Origin of the sequence: Pseudoalteromonas sp. UBA6610, assembly GCF_002433295.1 — a bacterium.
Classification (GTDB): Bacteria; Pseudomonadota; Gammaproteobacteria; order Enterobacterales; family Alteromonadaceae; genus Pseudoalteromonas; species Pseudoalteromonas atlantica.
The window spans coordinates 97,788-116,037 of sequence record NZ_DJHW01000030.1; the positions used below are offsets into that span (position 1 = coordinate 97,788).

Consider the following 18,250-nt stretch of genomic DNA (forward strand, 5'->3'; position numbering starts at 1 on the left):
CAAAAATAATTAAACGACGCAGATATGAGTTTAAACCCCAATCTACCTTTAGTTTATCATCCTAACTACTCGTTTAGTTTTGATCCCAAGCATCGCTTTGTAATGAGTAAATTTGCTCAGCTACACCAGCATGTTAAAACCCTTGGACTTGCTGGCAGTAATATCACAGAACCACCACATGGTAGTGTAGAAGAGCTAGAAATAGTACATTGTGAAAACTACATTCACGATTTATGGCATAACCGTCTAGACGAAAAAGCCATGCGCCGCATTGGCTTACCTTGGTCGCAACCGCTAATGGACCGCACATTCACCGCCCCACAAGGCACGTTACACACTGCACGCTTAGCATTAAAGCATGGCTTAGCCTGTCATTTAGCAGGCGGTACACACCATGCACATACTGATTTTGGCTCAGGTTTTTGTATGGTGAACGACTTAGCCTTTACCGCGCAAACATTAATACAAAGCGGTGAAGTGACCAACGTGCTCATTTTTGATTTAGACGTACACCAAGGCGATGGCACAGCTGCAATGCTTGCACATCAGCCGTATGCGTATACCTGCTCTATACACTGCGAAAAAAACTTCCCGTTTAGAAAATCCCCCAGCGATTTAGACATAGGCCTTGCTAACAATATGCAAGACGCAGAATACTTAGGCGTTGTGGATGATACGCTGCAGTTTTTACTAAAAGAACTCAACCCCGATTTAGTCCTATACGATGCCGGTGTAGATATTTGGCAAGACGATGGCTTAGGCAAACTAGATATAAGCTGGGACGGCATTAAACAGCGTGACCATTTAGTGTTTAAGCGCTGCCTTGAACATAACACCGCTATTGCCAGTGTTATTGGTGGCGGCTACGACAGAGACCATACGCGTTTAGCGCAGCGCCATGCAATAGTAATTGAGCAGGCTGCTGGTTTTTAACAGAAATATTACCTGTGCGCTTTATACTTTTAACTGGCTTGGGGTTAGCCCTGTCCAACGTTTAAATGCCCGCCTAAAGTTAGGTATATCGTAAAATGCCAAACGCTCAGCAACATGCTCATTGCACTTAGCGCGCAAGGTAAGTAAATAAATGGCTTTATGTTTATTTTGCTCATCAACTAAGCTCGAAAAGCGCATATTATGGCATTTTAGTTTTCGTTTAAACGTGGCTGGGCTCATGGCAAAATACTGGGCGGTTTGCTCTAAACTTGCCTCGTTATAAGTGTGTAGATAGCGCCAAACAGCCTCTATAAAGGTGTATTTTTCGTGTGATTTTACAGCCAATTGAGCGCGTGCTTGCATAAAGCGTAATTCGCTGGCGTACGGGTTAGCTTGGCGAAGTAATGTTTTGCTAATAACCCAACGAGTCGTTGGCTGCTCAAAACGCAGCTTTAAACCTAAATGTTGCTCGTACTGATGAATATGACGCGGTCGCTTAAAGCTAAAGTCGAACTCACATTGCGGATAGTGCGGGCTTAAACGCTTTAATAAACTATAAAACGCAGCACTGTAAATTTCTAAAATGTAGTTATGTAGGTCGTCATCAAGCCCTGTAGCAGCATTTAAAAAAATATAAAATTGCTGATTACTTACATAGTGCTGACTAAAAAACAAAGGGCAAAGCTGTAAATGCGCTCGCTGTATTTGTAACAGTGCCGCCCCTACTTTAGCGCTGTACAATACACTTTGTGCTGCGCTACTTGAATCGTTAACTAATTGACTACCTAGTAAAAAACCGCTGTCGGGGGTGTTCATTAGGCGTTTAAATTGACTTAGTAATTTAACTTGCTGCTCTAAACTAAAGTAATGCTCAACGCTGAGTAAATCTTGCTCAAAAATCCCGGTGCCGCGTAATAATTTATGTAAGGCAACCCCCCTACTTTGCGCAAGCTCTACAACGGCAGTTATAAGCCCCTGTGCAGTTAAATACTTGTCACTTAAGCTAACATAACTGTTCACTGCTGGTGGCTCTTTGCTGTTTTTGTAGTTGTAGGCCGCTGTGCAATTGTTGCATTAGCATGTGAGCTGTATCACTTTTTTGCGCTTGTATGATGTGGGTAGTTACACACTGAAACTTAGCAAGCCCAGAGCCTTCTACTTTAAAAGCACAATGTTTTAATGCGGCTGTTATTTGCCTAAGAAGCTCTTGGCCTTGCTGCTTTGATGTGGCTGGCATTAGCACCATAAAACAGTCTCCCGCATAACGACATACCACATCGCTTAACCGACAGTTCATTAGTATAAGCTCGCTTATTTCGCGTAGCAGTCGATCCCCTTCGCTAAAACCAAACTCATTATTAAAACTAGCGAAGTCGCGTATATCAATAGCGGCTAATAAAACTGGCTGCGGCGCCTTAAGCTGCGTGTTTAAAACGCTTTGTAAGTATTCGGCTGTATAAACGCCGGTAACGGGGCATACTTTGTCGTGCTCACGTAAATGTGCTTCACGGCGCCTTAGCTGTTTATTTAAAACATATTGTTCTTGGTGCCAATGGTATAAACCTAAACTGGTTAGCAGCATCCCAACGGGGGCTGGCAGTGACTCTATCCAGCTTAGCCACTGCTGCGCAGGTTGCATTAACCATTCATCGAGCAAATCGAGCGTGGCCGAGAACATAAATAAACCAAGCCCAAGCACCAAATAACGAGTAACTTTGCCCGGCGGGCGCGAAATAAGTAAGGCAACAATCCAAGTTAGGGTCATAATCACTATGCCGCCCTCACCAATAATATCGAGCCATTGTATGTGTTGCAGCTCTTTGAGCTCCCCTAAATAGGCACATAAAAATATGGCTAATAACGCCATAGCTATAATACTGTATGTTAAAAGCCGATGGCTAATAAAGGGATTAAAGCGCATAGTTTGTCTTATTTAAATTGCGTATGTATTTATGCTACCCGAAGTGCATTTTTTGTAGCAGGGTCATATTAGCTCAATGATGTGACAGCTAAATGATATGCACTTACTTATAAGCTGCACATGGCCCATTAACGCTATATTGCTTAGGAGTGCGATTAGCTCACACGCCAAGGTAAAGCTTTTAAAACCTTAATAACCTGCTGATCTAAATAGGGTGTTGTCACATTTGCGTCATTTAATTTAATTAGTTTGCTTTCAAACCAAGCAGCAACAGGAGCAAATTACATGGCACACTTTAAACTTAAAGCACTGGTAACAGCGCTATCACTTTGCAATTTAGCAGTACATGCAGTACAAGAAGAACACACAACTGATGTAAAAATATCTGAAGAGTTAGTAGTTTATGGCGAAATAGGCTATCGCAACCGCTCACAAGAACTAGCCCCAACGCTTGAATACTCTCAAGAGTACTTTCAGCGTTTTGAACCACTCACCGCTGGCGACGCTTTAAAGCGTGTTCCTAGTGTGACGTTTTTATCAGATGTGCTTGAATCTGACGGCGCACGTATGCGCGGTTTGAGCCCTGCTTACACAAAAGTACTGATCAATGGCGAAGAAGTTCCAGGCGCTGGTGCTGATCGCTCATTTTTTGTTGACCGTATTCCAGCAGAATTAATCGAGCGTGTAGAAATAATTCGTTCATCAAGTGCCAACCGCTCTGCCGATGCAATTGCGGGCACCCTTAACATTGTACTTCGCGATGGCTACAGCTTAGACGGCGGTTATATTCGCGCAGGAGGATTACGCTATGATGATGGTGAACTAAAAGAAAGCTTTGCGGGCGTTTACGGTACTGAGTTTGCAGGTGGACGTTTACTACTAGGGGCTAATTTTCAAGGTCGTTATAACCCAAAACAAAAATCAAGCATACGTTATGGTGATAGCCCTGAAAATAACCCTAATTACGCAACTGATGATTTTGATAACCGTGAAGATCAATCTGATACTCGTGATGGCGATGACACATCATTAAATGCCAGCTTTGAAAAGGTATTTGATAACGGTGGTAAGTTTGATATTAGCGCCATGTGGGTTGATACAGACCGTACCGAAGACGAGCGTTCTTTTGAATATGATAATGCATCTGCAACCTCAGGCTCTATTGTTGAAGGCGGTAACTTGCTTTCAGACAACGCAAATGTTTCATACATTGACCAAACCAACTACAACATAAACTCAGGCTATCAACTACCGCTTTTAGGCGGTACCAGTAAGTTTAAAATAGGTTACGCCAGCTTTGAAGAATCTGTATACGAGCAAGAAGTTGAGCTTGATACATCTGAGCTACCAATGGTTTTTGAAGAAGCCGAAGAAACTGTTGATATCGATGATAAAGAGTGGTCATTGCAATGGCAGCATAGCTTGCTTGTAGGCGACTCAAAAGAAGTTCAATTCGGTGCTTTTGTACAAGGTAAAGAGCGCGACACAGCAATTTTTGAAGCTGAAGATGAAAGTGAGCAAACACTTACTGGCTGGGATCAGTTTAACCAAACACCTATGTCTTTAGCTGTATTTAATAACGAATTTGAAGCAGTAGATGGTGGTGTGAACACCCTCGAAGAAGACCGTTTTGATTTGTTTGCTTTAATCAAACACGAAGCCGATGTGTTCTCATGGGAAATGGGTGTGCGCTGGGAGTCAACTGACTCAAGCATTACCGATACCAATGAAGGCGTTACTGCCGAAAATGATTATGACTTTATTTTACCGTCGGCTCACTTTCGTTACAGTGTAAGTGATAACGGCCGAGTCAGCGCCTCTGTTGCTCGTAGCTTACGCCGCCCAGATTTTGATTACATGACACCGGCTCTACTTGAAGAAGAACTCGCTGATAATGACTTTTTAGGTAACCCAAATCTTAAGCCAGAATCTTCTTGGGGTATCGATTTAGGCTACGAATACCGTTTAGGTAAAAGTGGCGTTGTCGGTGTAAACGTATTTTACCGTGACGTTAGCGACCTAATTGAAATTGCCAGCACAGGTGTTGAAGGCTCAGAAGGCGAAGGTACATTTGTACTGCAACCACAAAATACTGGCGATGGCACAGTACAAGGTATTGAGTTTGATTTATCAACGCCACTGAGCGCAATCAACATGCCAAATACTGGTATTTTCTTAAACTACTCTTGGCTTGATAGTGAAGTTGAAGACAGCTTTGGTAAACGTAAGTTTAATGACCAATCAGATTATGTTTATAACATTGGCTTTATCCAAGATTTACCTGACCTAGGCGCATCATTTGGTGCAACATACCGTAACCAAGGTGATGCTTACGGACGCTTTGTAGGGGAAGAAGTAACAACCTCTTACGGCGCTGACTTGGAGTTATTCGTAGAAAAACGCTGGCAAGATGTAACACTTCGCCTAGTGGGTTCAAACTTACTAGATGCTAGTAAAGATGAAGTTTTCAACAAGTTTGACTCACTTGATGACCAAAACAGCCGTGACTTTGATGAGTACGAGCTTGAGTCTGAAGAAGCAGGCCCAGTCATTCAAGTAATGCTACGTTACGCATTCTAATCACGGGTATTGTCATTTTAAGCACGTATTGGCAAGCCATTACGTGCTTTTTTGGAGTTAAAACATGTTTAAACTGTCTTTTATCATGGCTGCATTATTAGCATCTCATACGCTTAGCGCTGCCACGCCAGTTATTTATAAAGATGAGCTTTATCAACAGCAAAAAATTGCCAAGTTAAATACGCTACCAGATAGCCTTAACTTTATGGTAATTGGCGACTGGGGACATAACGGCCACTTTTATCAAAAAGAAGTCGCACACCAATTAGAAATAGCCATGTATCAAACCGATGCTGACTTTATCATTTCAACTGGTGATAACTTTTACCCGAATGGGGTAGCAAGCGTCAACGACCCTTTATGGCAATCCGCTTACGAAGATATCTATCATGGCCCACATACATTTGAAGACTGGTACGTTGTATTAGGCAACCATGATTACCTTGGCAACGCTCAAGCACAAATTGACTATACAAACAAAAGTCAGCGCTGGCAGTTACCCGCAAGGTATTACAGTAAAACCTTTGAACTTGAAAACAATGAACAAGTTTTAATGGTGTTTTTAGATACCAACCCAATTCAGCCTGAATATAAAACCCGTGAAAAATACCGCTCAACTCAAGGTCAAGGTTATCAAACACAATTGGCTTGGCTTGAAACCCAACTTGCCGGCAGTAAAGCAAAGTGGAAGATTGTGGTCGGTCATCACCCACTTTATTCCAGTGGTAAACGCTTTGGCCGTAACCAAGGGCTTCGCGACATTTTAGAACCTATTTTGGAGCGTCATAACGTGCAAGCTTATATCGCTGGGCACGAGCACGACTTGCAATACAACCAACCAAAAAATAGCAAAGTGGCTCACTTTATCTCTGGTGGAGGCAGTGAAGCACGGTTTGTAAAACAACGTGAATTTACCCGCTACGCAGAAGCAACACCTGGTTTTTTAAGTGTATCTATCAATGGCGAAACACTCAGTGTAAGTGCGATTAATCACCTTGGTGAAGTACGTTTTAGCACTGAAAAGCACATAGATAAGTAAAGGATAAAATAATGAACTTTAAATTAAATACCATTTCAACAGTGCTCTCAAGTGCACTTCTGGTTACAGCTCTTAGCGGCTGCACAAGTAATGAGGAACCTAGCAGCCAAAGCAACGCAGCTATGGTAAAAGCAGCAATAGCTGTGGAAAAATTTGGCCCTCAACAAAATATGCAAGGCTCACAGGCAGCAGCGCTGGGTAATAACCAATGGTTGATTGCCAGCGAAAGCCAGGGCTTATTAGTGGCAGATAAAGACCAAAGCAGTGTGTTATTAGCGGGTAACTTTGAATCTATCTCACTAAAGAAAATCACAGAGCAACAATTTTTATTGGCTAGCCTAGATAACAATCAAGACAATGTGGCTATTTTTAAATTACTGAAAACGGACTCATCTTGGCAGCTAACTGAGCTTACACGTATCAGTCCACCACAAGCTCAGCCTGATGCCGTGTGTTTATTTAAAAACACTGATAACGAGACTGTCTCAGCGTTTGTGCCGGATGTTCGAGGTTTGATCAGCGAAACCATCATTTATGACTTAGCCACTAAGCAAGCAAAAAACATCGCTGTTCGTGAATTTTCAGCCGTTACTGAAACCTCAGGTTGCGCAGTTAATGATGATACTAAAACTTTGTATGTGGGTGAAGCTGAGCTAGGTGTTTGGGCCATTAATGCTGATGCGGAATCAGATGCCAACAAACAACCTGTGGCTTTAGTACAACCATATGGTGAATTAAACAGTGAAATTGGGGCATTATCAGTATCACAAGATGGTACTTTATGGCTTACTGCCACTGATGGCAATATGATCTATGCTTACCACGAAAATACTGAAAAACTAAGTCAGTGGTCACTTTCTGGCGATCACACCATTGAATCTGTTACAGCGAGTTTGATCAATAACAATCAAGCGCAGCTAGTTTTAATTGATGATGAAACAGGTGCCTACATTCAAGCAAATGTTAACTACACTGCGCAAACAGTTACTTCACAAAACCAAGTCGCGATGACTCACCTTCATGCCAGCACACAAACAACGCCAGTTGCAGCATTTGGCGATGCAGCAGATGACCCGGCAATTTGGATAAATGAACAAGACGCTAAAAGCAGCTTAATTTTAGGCACAGACAAACGCCGCGGCTTAATGGTTTATGATCTTGCTGGCAACAAAATACAATCACTTAATGTAGGGCGTTTAAATAATGTTGATGTACGCCAGCATCAGGATATAAACAACGAAACCCAGACTTGGATCACAGCCAGCAACCGCACGCTTAACAGTATTAGCGTGTTTACTGTCGATAGCGCGAACAAAGTAAACCATGTAACAGAAGTAGCCACAAACCTAGCCGAGATTTACGGTATGTGTATGTATTCGTCTGAATCTGGTCAATACATATTTGTTAATGATAAATCAGGTTTATTCCAGCAATATAAACTCACCGGTGAGCAAAGTAACTTAAGCGGTGAACTGGTTAGAGAGTTTACCCTACCAAGCCAGCCTGAAGGCTGTAGTGCTGATGATAAGCGCGGCCAATTATTTGCAGGTGAAGAAGATGCAGGCATTTGGTATATCGGTGCTGAGCCAACTTCTGGCAACAAAGCGCTCATGCTACAAGGTGTAAATGAGCAACTTGTGGCAGATGTTGAAGGCATGGAAATCTATCATGCTGATGATACTCGTTATTTAGTGGTATCAAGCCAAGGCGATAATAGCTATGTGCTTTATAAAATATCAGATAATACACAGCCTAGCCTAAGCTTTGCAGGTAAATTTAATGTGATTGCTAACCTAGATAAAGGCATTGACGGCGCAGGTGAAACAGACGGCTTAACCGTTACAGCTAAAGCTTTACCAGGCTATCCTGAAGGCATGCTTATAGTGCAAGACGGCTACAACCGTATGCCACTACAACCACAAAATTTTAAAATTATTGACTGGCGTGAAGTAAAAAAAGCGATTAAGTAAAAACCTACCATATTTAAACGTAATAAGGCTCTTACGAGCCTTTTTACTATGTGTATTTAAAATAAACCTAGTAAATTTAGAGTTATTAAAGCTATATACTACACTTTAAGCTCATAAATTAATTGAGATTATTATGCGTTTACTTCTTACATTGTTGCTCATTACTATAAGCGGATACGCTTTTGCTGAGAAAGAGGCAGCAGAATTGCCACCACTCAACCCCAAATACAATGCTGAGCATGCAATAGCACTGGTGAATAAAGGTTCAGGAATTTATGCGTTTAACTTACCCGGCTATAAATTACCTCACGATGTACAAGTGGTGTATAGGATTAAAAACCCCGATGTGGCTTTTTTAGATGTTGTGCGCAACGCAGAGCTTATAACGCTAAAGCCCAAACCTTTTAATATTCAACGCTTAATGCGCGGTGAAGAAATAACCATTACCGCAGATGTGTACGAGGGCAATTACAAAAAAGCAGGTAGCCTAATTTACACAAACAGAACAATAGAAATGAGTAAACAGCTATATGCTCGCCAATTAAAAGATTTAGCTAAAGCTAGCCAGTGGCAAGAATACGACATGATAGACCTAGGTAGCACAGAGCGAATTTACATTCATAAAATTAGCCAAGCACCTAGTTTCAGCCACCTAATTTTTGTAGATTTGGTAAATGCCTGTATGCAAAAGTTTAGAACCTCAACCCTCCTTCCTAGCCAGAATGAGTTAACGTATAAATTTATAAACTGCGGCACCCTAAAACCTTTGTTTTACGAAGCAGAAAATTTAAATAAATAGCTTAATAAGCATACTCAGCAATTATGTTTATACCTTCTTGCATGACTTCCTTTGACTGGCCAGCAAAGCCTAGACGCAAGTAACTAAAGTGTTTAGGTTTTAAGCTTCTATAAGAGTCGCAGAAATAAAACTCTGATTCTGTTTGCAAATAAATACTGCGCTTATGTAGATGCTTTTTAATATTAGCCGTATCTATGTTTAAGTTAACCCACATTGCCATCCCACCATCGGGCTTTTTATACTCAATAGGTAAACCTTTCACCTGCAGTGCTCTTAATGAGTTATCCATAGCTTCATACCTATGCTTATATAGCTTAGTCATTCGCTTTAAATGACGTTCAAATGCGCCTTCTTTCATAAAGTGCGCTAAAGCTAATTGCATAACCACATCATTTTTGTGATTCATTAACTGCTTCCACGCATTAAGCTGTGCGATAACATCAGGGGCAGCGCAAATGTAACCGATTCTGGCTGCGGAAAACATAATTTTAGAGAATGTAGAAAGGTAAATAACTATACCCGCAGGGTCATCCGCCGCCATTGGTTGTAACGGGTGACATTGGTAATGAAACTCATGGTCATAGTCATCCTCTATAATCATTACGCCATGTTGGTAACATAACTGATAAATTTGCATACGCCGTGTAGGCGATAAAGTAACAGTTGTCGGGTACTGATGCAGCGGCGTTAAGTACAGCATTTTAATTGAGAAACGGCTAAGTTGCGCTTTCAAATCATCAATACATAAACCGTATTCATCTTGTTTTATATCTACTAATTGTGCGCCACATGCTGCAAAAGCTTTACGGGCTGGTGGATACCCTAACGTTTCTACAGCAACAAAATCGTTAGTGCTAATAAATGCTTTCGAGATTAAAAATAGTGCTTCTTGTGAGCCATTACACACGAGTAGGTCGCTTGTTTTTAAGTTACGCGCTTTATATAAGTAATTGCTTATTTGCACTTTTAACTCACTCACACCACTTATATCACCATAATGAAATTTACTGGTATCTACATGGTTAAAGACATGACTTAAGGAGCGTTTAAATTCTTTATATGGGAAGCTATTAAGATCGGGAAGCCCACCTGCAAAATTATACTTATAATTATTTAAATTCATTGCAGGAGCTGGAACAGCTAACTCTTTGGCAAATTTATAGGCTTTAGGTGTTAAGACTGGCACTTGCTTAGTATTAGCGCTGCCTTGGATAGGTAAGGTTTGCGTTACTTTATAACCGCTACGCTCATGAGACTCTAACCATCCCTCAGCCACTAATAGTTGTAAAGCATTCATTATTGTATGGCGATTTAATTGATAAGCTTTCGCCATCTCTCTAGCTGAACTTAACTTAGCGCCAACCGCAATATCACCTTCAATAATTGCAGTACGAATAGCTTGCGCTAGCTGCAAATACTTTGCCTTATATTGCTTATTAAATTCTATATTAAGTGGCTGCATGTATTTTCTATCTGGTATAGGTAAAAGTTATATTCTGGTTGTTTTTACTAAACCAAATAAGCGTACATTTATTGCTCTTTAATAGCAAAAAATGGAGCGAATAATGTTCACTCAGCATATACATAAAACAAACAAGGTTGTTTTAGAACCACTAAACCATAAACACTTAAATGGATTATATAAAGCAGGTAAGCACCCTAAGGTATGGCAATGGGTACTAGTTAACTACACAAAAACCCCTGAAATGCTAAAAGAGTGGTTTTTAACACAGGCGCAATTTAATAAAGACGAACAGATTGTTTTTGCGATTATTGACACAAATACACAGCAAGTAGTAGGTACAACACGATTATTTAAATTAGATAAACACAACCTGAGTGCTGAAATAGGCCACACCTTTATTAGTAATGACTGGCAGCGAACTTACATAAATACACATGCTAAATTTTTACTGCTCAAATACGCATTTGATGATCTTAATTTAGTGAGAATTACATTTAATACTCATGAATATAATCAAAAATCACGTAATGCTATTGCACGTTTAGGTGCACGTTTTGAAGGACTCGCTTATAAAGATAGAAAGCTCAGCAATGGTAGCTATAGAAACACAGCAAAATTTAGCATAGTTGATGAGCAATGGCCGAACATAAAATTGCAACTAGAGGAGAAGCTCTAATGTACCCACCTTCGCATTTTCAAGAGCATGATATTAAACGTTTGCAGGCATTGGTTGAGCAATTTCCGCTAGCGAGTATTTTAACGCCCAGCTCGCAAAGTGATTTAAATAATATATGCCATGTACCTGTACTATATGATCCCATTTGTAATGTATTCATTGCACACGTAGCTAAACATAACCCACTAACACAATGTGATAAACGTTCTGTAAAATTACACTTTAATGGTGATAGCTGCTATCTATCTCCCTCGTATAGTAATAATAAAACACTGCCAAGCTGGCTTTACTCATCAGTACAAGTCACTGCAAAGGTAGTGATTATTAAAAGCGACAGCGAGAAAGAAAAAATAATGAGTCAATTAACAACCCATTTTGAGCAAACCTTTAAGCCCATGTGGAATATTAATGATATGCCCAAAAGTAGGCGTCAAGCAATGTATCAACAATTAAGCTTTATAGAGTTTACTCCCACTCACTGGAGTGGAAACTTTAAGCTAAGCCAAAATAAATCAGCAGAAATTAGAGCCCAAATAAAAGAAAACCTAAAGCAAGCTCATAAACACTCTATTGCCGCTTTATTTCAAACATGAAAAAAGGCCCTTTCGAGCCTTTGGATTAACTTTGGAAATATAAAGCTTTAAAAAATTATATCAGTGTAAGCAGTTGTGGCGCTGCGCTGTGGTAGTCAACGGCCATAGCAATACTGAGTGCTGTAATATTTATAATAGAAAAAGCAAACACTTGGCGTGCCCAGCTCGTTAAATTAACATTACGGCGATAGCCACGCAGGGCCATAAGTAACCACCAAAAACTGGTAATACACGCCACTGCCATAAAGGCGGCGCCAGTGTAGCCACTTATTGGTAATAGCATGACGACTAAAGCGTACACAGCAATATAAAGTACAATATGGCGCTTCGCTTTATCAATACCTTGCGCTACGGGTAATACGGGAATACCTGCGGCTTGGTAATCTTTAAAGCGAAAAATAGCAATGGCATATGAATGCGGCATTTGCCACAGACTAAACATAACTAATAGTATTAATGCACCTATATCGAACTGCCCGGTTACAGCGCAGTAACCTACAACAGGGGGCACTGCGCCAGAAAGGCTACCTACAAACGTGCCATAAACTGAGTTGCGCTTCATGTAAAGGCTATAAACCCCAACATAAATGATATAGCCAAACGCTGCAAAAAATACCGCGGCTTGTGTGGTGTAAGCAATGAGTAAACCAAAACCTACAACCCCCAATAAAACCCCGTGACTTAGTGCAGCAAAGGCCGACATTTCGCCTGTTACTGTAACCCGCGTACGAGTACGTGCCATGGCTACATCTATGTCCCTATCAATTACATTGTTGATAGCACAGCCCGATGCAACCACAAGTGACAAGCCAATAAGCGTAACAACCATTAGCCATGGGTCTATATCCCCGCGCGAGGCAAGTAAAAAACCGCCTGCAACGCTGATAAGGTTGCCCATAATAATGCCTGGCTTAGTCACTGATAAATAACGACGAAACATCTTCAACTCCTAGTACATCATCATTGCGTTAGATTCGTAAATTATCCAAACCGATAACCCAACAACCATGACGATAATTAGGGCACTGAATAAAAATGAGAAGGTACTTGCACGACCATCTTCTGTCGTAAAATTAAGGTGTAAAAAGTATTTTAAGTGCACCCAAATTTGTACAATAGCTAAAGTAACAATGCTCCAAAGCGTAGTTACTTTTGAAAAGTCGCCTTCCATTACCATGTAAAACGGTATGGCGGTTAAAATTATTGATAGCACAAAGCCTATTAAGTACGTTTTAACGCTGCCATGAGACTCATCATGGTGCTCGTTTTGCATTTGCTTTAACGCGTGCGCTTCGCTGTGGCTCATTACATTGCTCCCATTAAATAAACAACGGTAAATACACAAATCCAAACAATGTCTAAGAAGTGCCAAAATAGGCTTAGGCAGCTTAAGCGTGTCACTGTTTGTTTACCTAAGCCGCGTTTAGCCACTTCTATCATCATAATACTCATCCAAATTAGACCCGCAGTTACGTGCAAACCATGTAAGCCTACTAACGAGAAGAATGAGGTTAAAAAGGCACTTTGTTGTGGACCATTACCATGCACAATTAGGTGATGAAATTCGTAAATTTCCATGCCTATAAACACAGCACCTAAACAAAAGGTAATAAACAACCAGGTGAGTGTTAGTGCCTTTTTTTGCCCTTGTGCGGCAATCATGGCAAAGCCAAAAGTAATACTACTAATGAGTAGCGCCGCTGTTTCTACAGCAACAAAGTCGAGTTCAAAAATGTCTTTACCTGATACACCACCGGCTGTGTTCATAAACAGCACGGCGTAAGTGGCAAAAAACGAGGCAAATAATAGGCAATCGGTCATTAGGTATAACCAAAAGCCAAAAATTGTATCGCCAGAGGTATCGTGATGCTCATGTGCATGATCATCGTGCGAAACTGAGTCTAAATGGGCAGTTTCTACATTCGCAGATAGTGTACTCACGCGCTTAGCTCCTTATTTCCACTAGAATTATACGCAGCTTCAATACGTGCGATTTCATCAGGTTGTATATAGTAATCAACATCGCTGGTGTAACAACGCTTGATAAATAAGGCAATTGCGCCAACAAAACCAACGGCAGCTAACCACCAGATATGCCAGATCATGGCAAAGCTAAATACAGTTAAGCTTGCTGCAATTAACACCCCAGATGCTGTGTTTTTAGGCATATGAATTGGGCTGTAGCTTGCTTTTGTTTGATACGCTTGGCCTTTTTCTTTCGCTTCGCTCCAGGCATCAATGTCATCAACGTGAGGAATAGTGGCAAAGTTATACACTTGTGGAGGTGAGCTAGTTGCCCATTCTAGTGTATGGCCGTTCCACGGATCGCCGGTTGTATCGTCAAGTGCTTCGCGGTCTCTAAAGCTAACAAAGAGCTGCACAACTTGGAAAATAATACCAAACATAATAATGACAGCACCGCCTGCTGCAATGTATAACCACATGTTCCAATCTGGGTTATTAGTGTGGTTTAAGCGACGTGTCATACCTAAGAAACCAAGTACATACAACGGCATAAACGCCACGAAGAAACCAACTATCCAACACCAGAAAGACGCTTTACCCCATTTTTCGCTAAGCTTAAAGCCCATTGCTTTAGGGAACCAAAATACAAAACCTGCAAGGTAGCCAAATACAGCGCCACCAATAATTGTGTTATGGAAATGCGCAATTAAGAATAAACTGTTATGCAACACGTAATCGGCACCCGGAATAGCCAGTAGTACGCCGGTCATACCGCCTACTGTAAAGGTAACCATAAAGCCTAATGTCCAAAGTACAGGAACGCTGATACGTAAACGGCCGCGGTAAATGGTAAACAACCAGTTGAATAGCTTAACGCCAGTTGGGACGGCAATAACCATGGTCATTACCCCAAAGAACGCATTGACGTTGGCGCTCGACCCCATGGTGAAAAAGTGGTGTAGCCAAACAATAAAACCTAAAATAGAGATTGCACCGCTGGCATACACCATCGATTTGTAACCAAATAAACGTTTACCGGCAAAGGTTGAGATAATTTCAGAAAAAATACCAAAAGCAGGCAGTACTAAAATATAAACCTCAGGGTGACCCCACGCCCAAAACAGGTTGATGTACATCATGGCGTTGCCGCCCGCTGCATTGGTAAAAAAGTGAAAATCAAGGTAACGGTCAAGCGTTAGCATGCCCAGCACAGCAGTTAAAATAGGGAAAGATGCTGCAATTAAGATATTTGCCCATGTACATGCCCATGTAAAAATTGGCATTTTCATTAGGGTCATACCTGGGGCACGCATTTTAAACACAGTCGCTAAAAAGTTTACTGCAGTTAAAAGTGTACCGAGCCCGGAAATTTGCAAGGCCCATATATAATAATCGACCCCCACCCCAGGGCTAAAGGTCAGCTCCGAAAGCGGCGGATACGCCACCCAACCTGTTTTTGCAAACTCACCAAATACAAGCGACAAGTTAATTAAAATGGCTCCGCTGGCAGTAAACCAAAAACTTAGGTTATTTAAAAATGGAAAAGCGACATCGCGTGCGCCAATTTGCAGTGGCAATACAATGTTCATTAGGCCAATCATAAATGGCATAGCCATAAATATGATCATGATAACGCCATGCGCTGTAAATATTTGGTCGTAATGCTCAGGAGGCAAATAACCTGGTGCACCGCTGGTAGCAAGTGCTAACTGCGCACGCATCATAATGGCATCAGAAAAACCACGAAACAGCATTATTAATGCTAAAAAGATGTACATTACGCCTAAGCGTTTATGATCAACAGAGGTGATCCAGTCGTGCCAAAGCACGCCCCACTTTTTATATTTAGTAATAAGCCCGGCAATAATAAGCCCGGCAATCGCTATCACCGTCATGGTAACCATTATAATTGGCTCATGAAACGGAATTGCGTCGAGTGAAAGTTTACCTAAAAACGACATTATTATTCCTCGCCCTGGCTGTGAGATGAAGGCATTGCGTGTTCATTCATTTCATGGTGCTTTTTGCTCATTTGCCCATGATCGCTCATCGCTTGATGTTTTTTGTTCATATCGCCATGTGCCTGCATATACTTCATCACAATGGTATGAAATAGGCCGTCGTCGACCTTGCCATAATAGGCAACAGGATTGTTTTCACTGGCTTTTGCAAGCTCAACATAATTGGCATGAGTGAGGTTATTAGCATTGGCTTTAACGCTTGTTACCCACGTGTCAAAATCAGCTTGTGTTGGAGTGGCAATGGCATTGAACTTCATACCGGTAAAACCTGCGCCACTGTAATTAGCAGAAAAGCCTTTAAATGTGCCCGGCTCATTTGCGATTAAATGAAGCTTGGTTTCCATGCCTGCCATAGAATAAATTTGACTACCTAGCTGAGGAATAAAAAACGAGTTCATTGTGCTTTCTGAAGTGATTTTGTATTCCACCGGCACATTTGCCGGAAATACCAATTCATTTACCGTTGCAATACCTTGCTCTGGGTAAATAAATAGCCACTTCCAGTTTAATGAAACCACCTCTACAGTAAGGTGTTCGCCTTTACCTTCAATAGGTTTATAGGGGTCTAAGTCTTGGGTAGACTGCCAGGTAATAACACCTAAAATAATAACGATAACAATAGGAACAGCCCAAACAACGGCTTCAATCTTATTTGAATGAGCCCATTTTGGTGCATAAATTTCATGATCTTGTGTGTCTCGGTATTTCCATGCGAAATACAAAGTCATCACAATAACGGGGATTACTACGAGCAGCATAAGGACAGTAGCAATGATGATTAAGTTTTTCTCATCAATACCTATTTGGCCTTTTGGATCGAGTATCCCGCCTTTACAGCCTGACAACGCCAGCACCGTATTAGCTAAAGCAATATTACAAAGGTTACGAATTAACAAGGGAGTATCCTACAAACCTAGAGTTTTAATTTGCTGCTTTGAATGAAAATTAAGCAACGATTTTTCAATAAAAACCCAAGTTAACTAGAACTAAATTATAAAAATAAAGGGGACTGAACCCGCTGCAAGTGGATGCAAAAAATACCTAGCAACAAACCCAGCTTCTAAACGCATTTATATAACGTAATAAAAGTTAACTTGGGTGAGTGTTGGTTGGCTGACGTGTTTAAAACACGCGGCTACATTGCTAATGCAAACTTTAATTATTTACAGCAAGAAAAAATAATTAAAACCAGCAACAAGTGAAGCCTTACAGACAACCTGTAAAGCTAGGTGGAGCACGACAACCATGTGCAGCGGACACAGGTTGGTGTACTTTTGCCTCGCGAAAAGCGAAAGCGGCTTTACGAAGGATTATTCCGGCACGACGCGCCGGAAAAATATGGAACAATAACCAGCAAAGGCCAATGAGTAACTGACTAGATATGATCGGATGAGCTAAAAATTGCGTAACGTGCAGCAAAACAGGCTCAACAATAGAGCCATTGCTAAACAACGCTTCAAGCTGAAAGGCATCCTCTAATGCACCACTTAGCAGCATTACCGTATTAAACACTAATAATGTTATAGCGACACACACGCCCTTGCCCGCTTTATTCAAGCGCTCACACGTTTGCGGTTTGCTAGAAGCAAAAGCCGTATTTGTATGATGCAAAGAAAGTGTGTTCAAAGACATTAACCTACTAAATGACTAATAACAAAATTAGAGTAATAAAGCGCGCAATGGAAAAATTAAAAAAACATTGCTGCTGTAAGCCCTAAAACGAGGTGCTAAATACAATCAAACCCGGCTAGCACACATTTACCTAGTGAGAATTGATCCGTATCAAACAAACTTTCAAAACTTACTGAAAGTTCGATGCTGAGTATAACAAAGACAGTTTTCGGTTCAACAAAAAATATAAAGTTTTGCGTTAAGCTTTCGCAGCTATTTTGTTAATAAAAAATAACATAATAAAAATAAAGACTTAGTTTATAAATATTTTATATTTAGGAAGCTTGAGGAGTAGAGATAAGGGGGATTAATGAAGTTAAAAATAAAGCCGCACAAACAAAAACAGCCCAAATTCAGTCACCACCGAACTTGAGCCGCCTTTCACACTGACAACATCTTCACACACATATAAAGATTCTTGGTTTACACTGCGTGGCAATTGTAGGGAATAAAAACAACTCAAAACCGGTCACCACCGACCTTGAGTTGCCTTTCACACTGACAACATCTTCACACACAATATAAAGATTTTTGGTTTACACTGCGTTGCAATTGTAGGGGATAAAAACAACTCAAAACCAGTCACCACCGACCTTGAGTTGCCTTTCACACTGACA

16 protein-coding genes are annotated in these 18,250 nt (G+C 40.9%); 7 read left to right on the plus strand and 9 right to left on the minus strand.

Translation table 11 applies throughout. The annotated features are described in order from the left end of the window. Positions 1-24 precede the first annotated feature (24 nt). Complete coding sequence (locus B4F91_RS04740; RefSeq protein ID WP_288635393.1) at positions 25-933, plus strand: histone deacetylase family protein; 909 nt, start codon at positions 25-27, stop codon at positions 931-933. A gap of 21 nt (positions 934-954) precedes the next feature. Here the strand turns inward: B4F91_RS04740 and B4F91_RS04745 are convergent, their stop codons facing one another. Both B4F91_RS04745 and B4F91_RS04750 read right to left on the minus strand, forming a co-directional pair. Continuing rightward, the gene (locus B4F91_RS04745; protein ID WP_286937408.1) at positions 955-1,953 is read right to left on the minus strand and encodes a helix-turn-helix domain-containing protein; all 999 of its coding nucleotides are present in this window, start codon (positions 1,951-1,953) and stop codon (positions 955-957) included. Beyond that, entirely contained in the window at positions 1,937-2,800 is an 864-nt protein-coding gene (locus B4F91_RS04750) for a GGDEF domain-containing protein (protein WP_236695068.1), read from the minus strand. Before B4F91_RS04750 ends, B4F91_RS04745 begins: the two co-directional genes overlap by 17 nt. A 339-nt stretch (positions 2,801-3,139) precedes the next feature. On the opposite strand from B4F91_RS04750, the gene B4F91_RS04755 reads away from it, so the two are divergent. From B4F91_RS04755 to B4F91_RS04770, 4 genes are all read left to right on the plus strand, one after another. Then, a complete protein-coding gene (locus tag B4F91_RS04755; protein ID WP_248442984.1) occupies positions 3,140-5,434 on the plus strand; it encodes a TonB-dependent receptor plug domain-containing protein in 2,295 nt (764 codons plus the stop codon). Between the two features lie 64 nt (positions 5,435-5,498). Beyond that, positions 5,499-6,473 carry a purple acid phosphatase family protein gene (locus B4F91_RS04760; RefSeq protein ID WP_248442983.1) on the plus strand — a complete coding sequence of 325 codons (975 nt, stop codon included), beginning with the start codon at positions 5,499-5,501 and terminating at the stop codon, positions 6,471-6,473. Between the two features lie 11 nt (positions 6,474-6,484). After that, positions 6,485-8,443, plus strand: a complete 1,959-nt coding sequence (locus tag B4F91_RS04765; protein WP_248442981.1) for a phytase — start codon at positions 6,485-6,487, stop codon at positions 8,441-8,443. A 133-nt stretch (positions 8,444-8,576) separates the two neighbouring features. Further along, positions 8,577-9,242, plus strand: coding sequence for a hypothetical protein (locus B4F91_RS04770; RefSeq protein ID WP_248442979.1), 666 nt, complete (start codon positions 8,577-8,579; stop codon positions 9,240-9,242). A gap of 1 nt (position 9,243) precedes the next feature. On the opposite strand, the gene B4F91_RS04775 is transcribed toward B4F91_RS04770, so the two are convergent. Beyond that, positions 9,244-10,704: a PLP-dependent aminotransferase family protein gene (locus B4F91_RS04775; RefSeq protein WP_248442978.1), complete on the minus strand. Its 1,461-nt coding sequence runs from the start codon at positions 10,702-10,704 to the stop codon at positions 9,244-9,246. Between the two features lie 103 nt (positions 10,705-10,807). Between B4F91_RS04775 and B4F91_RS04780 the strand changes: the two genes are divergently transcribed. Beyond that, positions 10,808-11,383, plus strand: coding sequence for a GNAT family N-acetyltransferase (locus B4F91_RS04780; RefSeq protein WP_248442976.1), 576 nt, complete (start codon positions 10,808-10,810; stop codon positions 11,381-11,383). After that, the gene (locus B4F91_RS04785; protein ID WP_054983209.1) at positions 11,383-11,976 is read left to right on the plus strand and encodes an FMN-binding negative transcriptional regulator; all 594 of its coding nucleotides are present in this window, start codon (positions 11,383-11,385) and stop codon (positions 11,974-11,976) included. Before B4F91_RS04780 ends, B4F91_RS04785 begins: the two co-directional genes overlap by 1 nt. Positions 11,977-12,031: 55 nt before the next feature. Here the strand turns inward: B4F91_RS04785 and cyoE are convergent, their stop codons facing one another. From cyoE to B4F91_RS04815, 6 genes are all read right to left on the minus strand, one after another. Beyond that, entirely contained in the window at positions 12,032-12,916 is an 885-nt protein-coding gene (gene cyoE, locus B4F91_RS04790; protein ID WP_064386876.1) for a heme o synthase, read from the minus strand. A 9-nt stretch (positions 12,917-12,925) separates the two neighbouring features. Continuing rightward, positions 12,926-13,282 (minus strand): cytochrome o ubiquinol oxidase subunit IV, encoded by a 357-nt coding sequence (gene cyoD, locus B4F91_RS04795; RefSeq protein WP_004587444.1) that lies wholly within the window; start codon positions 13,280-13,282, stop codon positions 12,926-12,928. After that, on the minus strand, positions 13,282-13,917 hold the full coding sequence (gene cyoC / locus B4F91_RS04800) for a cytochrome o ubiquinol oxidase subunit III (protein WP_055252952.1): 636 nt from the start codon (positions 13,915-13,917) through the stop codon (positions 13,282-13,284). Before cyoC ends, cyoD begins: the two co-directional genes overlap by 1 nt. Beyond that, the gene (cyoB, locus tag B4F91_RS04805) at positions 13,914-15,902 is read right to left on the minus strand and encodes a cytochrome o ubiquinol oxidase subunit I (RefSeq protein WP_248442973.1); all 1,989 of its coding nucleotides are present in this window, start codon (positions 15,900-15,902) and stop codon (positions 13,914-13,916) included. Before cyoB ends, cyoC begins: the two co-directional genes overlap by 4 nt. A 2-nt stretch (positions 15,903-15,904) precedes the next feature. Beyond that, positions 15,905-16,858, minus strand: a complete 954-nt coding sequence (gene cyoA, locus B4F91_RS04810) for a ubiquinol oxidase subunit II (RefSeq protein ID WP_286937290.1) — start codon at positions 16,856-16,858, stop codon at positions 15,905-15,907. 310 nt (positions 16,859-17,168) lie between these two features. Continuing rightward, on the minus strand, positions 17,169-17,588 hold the full coding sequence (locus B4F91_RS04815) for a hypothetical protein (protein WP_096042109.1): 420 nt from the start codon (positions 17,586-17,588) through the stop codon (positions 17,169-17,171). Positions 17,589-18,250: the final 662 nt, after the last annotated feature.